The 4257-nt window shown below is 65.4% G+C and carries 5 protein-coding genes; 3 read left to right on the plus strand and 2 right to left on the minus strand.

Annotation, left to right across the window (positions count from 1 at the left end; translation table 11 throughout):
• The 3 genes from EOA29_RS27220 to EOA29_RS27230 all read left to right on the plus strand — a co-directional run.
• Positions 1 to 620: substrate binding domain-containing protein (locus tag EOA29_RS27220; protein ID WP_127221870.1), on the plus strand; the 620-nt coding region annotated here is incomplete at its 5' end.
• Between the two features lie 113 nt (positions 621 to 733).
• Positions 734 to 1711, plus strand: coding sequence for an LLM class flavin-dependent oxidoreductase (locus EOA29_RS27225; RefSeq protein ID WP_245464828.1), 978 nt, complete (start codon positions 734 to 736; stop codon positions 1709 to 1711).
• Positions 1708 to 2958: an LLM class flavin-dependent oxidoreductase gene (locus tag EOA29_RS27230; RefSeq protein ID WP_126090630.1), complete on the plus strand. Its 1251-nt coding sequence runs from the start codon at positions 1708 to 1710 to the stop codon at positions 2956 to 2958. Before EOA29_RS27225 ends, EOA29_RS27230 begins: the two co-directional genes overlap by 4 nt.
• Here EOA29_RS27230 and EOA29_RS27235 read toward each other — a convergent pair.
• Positions 2955 to 3803, minus strand: coding sequence for a PhzF family phenazine biosynthesis protein (locus EOA29_RS27235; RefSeq protein WP_126090631.1), 849 nt, complete (start codon positions 3801 to 3803; stop codon positions 2955 to 2957). The genes EOA29_RS27230 and EOA29_RS27235 overlap by 4 nt on opposite strands.
• A 153-nt stretch (positions 3804 to 3956) precedes the next feature.
• On the minus strand, positions 3957 to 4257 hold a 301-nt coding region (locus tag EOA29_RS27240), incomplete at its 5' end, for an XdhC family protein (RefSeq protein WP_189479004.1).

Below are 4257 nucleotides of genomic sequence, written 5' to 3' on the forward strand. Positions count from 1 at the left end.
GCCTCGGCCGCCGGCTGGTCGCCTCCGGCATCCCGGACTTTCACGACAAATATCCCGATATCGAGGTGCGGCTCAGGCTCTCCGATCACAATGTCGACATCATGAAGGAAGGCATCGACGTCGCCTTCCGGCTCGGCATCATCGAGGATTCGAGTCTCAGGATGCGCGGCATCATGGACTGCGAGCGCGTGCTGGTGGCGGCGCCGAAATATCTGGAAGCGCGCGGCGAGCCGGTCGAGCCGCAGGAGCTGATCGGCAAGAAGCACGACTGCCTGATGCTGCGCTACGCCGGCACGCGCGAATATGTCTGGACGCTGCAGACGCCGAACGGCGTGCAGAAATTCGAGGTGCACGGGCCATATGACACCGACGACGGCGACGTTCTGACCGGCTGGGCGCTGTCGGGGCGCGGCATCATCAACAAGCCGCGCTTCGAGGTCGAGCCGTTCATCCGCGACCAGCGGCTGAAGGTGATCCTGGCCAAGACCCCGCCGACGCCGGTGCAGTTGGCCGCCGTCTATCCGCACAAGAAGCTGCAGGACCCGAAGGTGCGGCTGCTGCTCGACTTCATGGCCGACCGCTGCCAGCGGCTGATCAAGGACATTCTTGCTGGTAAGTAAGGGCTGGCCGGCAAGTAGGGACTGGTCGGCAAGTGACTGGCTGCTGGCCCAGCCGATCGGGTTGCCTTGCCTGGGGGCGAGCCTAGGTTGATAGCGACGTCGCTGGCAGCCGAATGGGCAGCACAATGTATCTCGCCGTTTCGCTCAACATTGCTTCCGCCGCCGGGCAGGCCGGCCTGACATTTGCCGAGATCGCCGGCTTCGTGCGGAAGGTAGAGGCGGCCGGGATCGATATGGTCGTCATCTCCGATTCAATGGACGAGCGATCGAGCAGCCCGTTCGAGGCGACGACGCTTCTGGCGGCACTGGCGACGGTGACCGAAAGGATCGGGCTGGTGGCCAGCGCCTCGACATTGGCGCACCAGCCCTACAATCTGGCGCGCCGTTTTGCTTCGCTCGACATCATCAGCCATGGCCGCATCGGCTGGAATGCGACGATGCGGCAAAACCCGCGCGAGGCAGCCAATTTCAGCCGGCCGGAAGGCATAGCCGATGACGATTTCCGCCGCCGCGCGGAAGAGTTCATCGGCATCGTGCAGGGTCTGTGGCGAGGCTGGGATGCGGACGCCCTGCTTTTCGACAAGGCCGCCGGCCGGTTCCACGATCCGGAAAAGATGCATCTCCTCGATCACAAGGGCGAGTTCTTCTCGGTGCGCGGGCCGCTCAATGTCGCCCGCTCGCCACAGGATATGCCCGTGCTGGTCATGTCCGGCCTGGCGGCGGCCGATCTCGATTTCGGCGCCCGCGTCGCCGATGTCATCCTGGTCAAGGGCAAATCACCGACAGACGCAAAGGCGGCTTGCGACGACCTGAAGCGCCGGGTGTCACCCGCCGGACGCACACCGGATGCCGTCAAGGTGCTTATGACCGTTGCCGCGACACCCGAGCTTGCGACCAACAGGCTGGAGGACTGGTTCAGCGCGGAAAGCTGCGACGGTCTCAACATTGCTTTGCCTGCTGATCTTTCGGCGTTCGACGACTTCACCGACCGCCTGCTGCCGGCGCTTCAACGTCGCGGTCTGGTTCGGTCGATCCACCACGGCACTACGCTGCGCGAGCATCTCGGGCTTGGCGCGGGAGGAGGACAATGAGCGCGCGCCAGATGAAGCTCGGCCTGTTCCTGTGGGCGACCGGCCACCATATCGCCGCCTGGCGCCATCCGGACGCGCATGTCACGGCCGGCATCGACATCGAGCATTACATCAAGCTGACGCGGACGGCCGAAGCGGCGAAGTTCGACATGATCTTCTGCGAGGACGCCGCCGGCCTGCGTGAAGCCAACATCAATATCGCCAGGCAGACCTCGCGCTCGATCGGCTTCGAGCCGATCAGCCTGCTTTCGGTGCTTGCAGCCCAGACCGAGCGCATCGGCCTCGTATCGACGGCGTCGACCAGCTACAACGAGCCCTACGGGCTGGCGCGGGCCTTTGCTTCGCTCGACAATCTGAGCGGCGGCCGGGCCGGCTGGAATCTGGTCACCTCGGCCAGCCCTATCGAAGCGGCAAATTTTGGTTCGACAGGCTTGAGGCCGCATGCCGACCGCTACGAACGCGCCCGCGAATTCGCCACCGTCATCACCAGCCTGTGGCACCGCAAGGCGGCCGGCCATGACGGCCAAAGTTTTTCGGTGCGCGACCCGCTCGACATACCGCCCTCGCCGCAGGGCGCGCCGGTAATGGTTCAGGCCGGCGCCTCCGACGACGGCAAAGATCTCGCCGCTCGGACCGCCGACGTCGTGTTCAGTGCGGCGCAGACTCTTGAGGAGGCCAAGGCCTTTTATGACGATCTCAAGGGGCGGCTGGCCGCCTATGGCCGCCAGCCGGACGACGTCAAGATCATGCCCGGCGTGGCGCCGACCGTCGCGGCAACAAAAGCCGAGGCCCAGGCAAAATACGATGCGCTGCAGGAGCTGATCCCCGACGATGTCGGCGTCGCGCTGCTTTCCAGCTATCTCAGCATTTCCGACCTCTGGCGCTACCCGATCGACGGGCCGCTGCCCGAACTGCCGGAGAGTGAAGGCATGAAAAGCCGGCAGGCTTTGGTCATCGAGCAGGCCCGGCGGGACGGCCTCTCGATCCGGGACCTCGCACGCTACTTTGCCGGCGCGCGCGGGCATTGGCGCGTCGTCGGCACGGCCGATCAAATCGCCGACGAATTGCAGGCACGTTTCGAAGGCGGCGCCGCCGACGGCTTCAACGTCATGCCGTCCTGGTTCCCGGGCGAACTGGACGCCTTCGCGACAATGGTCGTGCCCGAGCTGCAGCGCCGCGGCCTGTTCCGGAAGGACTATGAGGGCCGCACATTGCGCGAGCATCTCGGCCTGAAGCGGCCGGTCTAAGCGGCTTCAGCCTGTGCGTCCATCAGCCGGGCCGTCCCCGAAACCCTGATCGAGCTGCCGGGTGTCGGCGGAATGTCGGCATGGAGGCGCGAGCGGATGCCCATGTCCTCGCCCTGGACGATGTCGATCGAGCCGCCATGCGGCCAGTCGAGATCGCGCAGATAGCCGGCAAAGGCCGCGGTGGCGGCGCCCGTCGCCGGATCCTCGTAGACTCCGCCCGAAGCGAAGGGATTGCGCGTGTGGAAGAGCCGCGGCGTTTCGGCAAAGGCGAGCAGGATCGTGATCAGCCTTTCGCGCCGCATCAGGGCCTGGCCCTGCTTGAAATCATAGGTCATGGCGGCCAGCGCCTCGCGCGACCTCAGCGCCAGCGCGAAATGGTCGGAGCCGCCATGGATCAGCGCCGGAGGAATGGCTGGATCGAGATCGCTTGCCGCGTAACCGAACAGCGCCAGCATTTCGGAGACAAGTCCCGGCGGTGCCGGCTTGCTGCGCGTCGGCGGAGACTGCAGCGCGGCGACAATGTTGGAACCGTCGCGGAATCCTTCGACGGTGATCCCGGCTTGATTGAGGGCCAGCGCGAAAATCCGGTCGCCGAACCGCCGGACCAGCCCGGCACCGAGCGCGATCGTGGCATGGCCGCAGAACGGCACCTCCGATTCGGGCGAAAAATAGCGGACGCGCCAGTTCTCGCCTTCGGGCGCAGCGAAGGCGGTTTCCGAAAAGCCGACCTCGGCCGCGACGCGCTGCATTTCGGCGGCATCCGGTAGGACGTCGCCAATCACGACGCCGGCCGGATTGCCGCCGGTGTTGCCGTCCGAAAATGCCGCTATGCGCAAAACGTCCATGTCGCTCGCCCTGTGTTCACAACTCGTGTTCGCCAGGCGCGCAGAAAACACGGTTCAAACCCGTTTGGGAAACGAAGAAAGCGACGAGCAGCTGTGAGCGGTGGTCATACCTTCGCAGCCCTGTCGCCGGCGCGACGAGGACCGCGGCTGACCTTAGCCGGCCATCGCCTTTTGGGACGGAGCCGACGCTTTGGCGGAATGCGACGCCAGCGCCGTCATGATCTCGGCGGCGGCAAGTGCGGCGATCACCGGTGGGCGCTTGTCCTTCACGGCGTTGCCGCCGATCGGCGACACGAGGCGGTTGAACTCGGCCTCGCTGCCCTCGGCCGACTTCAGGAACCAGTTCTTGAAAGTCGCCTTCTTGGTCTTGGATCCGATCATGCCGACATAGGCAGCGTCGTCGCGCCTCAGCGCCTCGGCGACGATCAGGAAATCGAGCGCATGGTCGTGGGTG

Source organism: Mesorhizobium sp. M1E.F.Ca.ET.063.01.1.1, assembly GCF_003998155.1.
GTDB lineage: Bacteria > Pseudomonadota > Alphaproteobacteria > Rhizobiales > Rhizobiaceae > Mesorhizobium.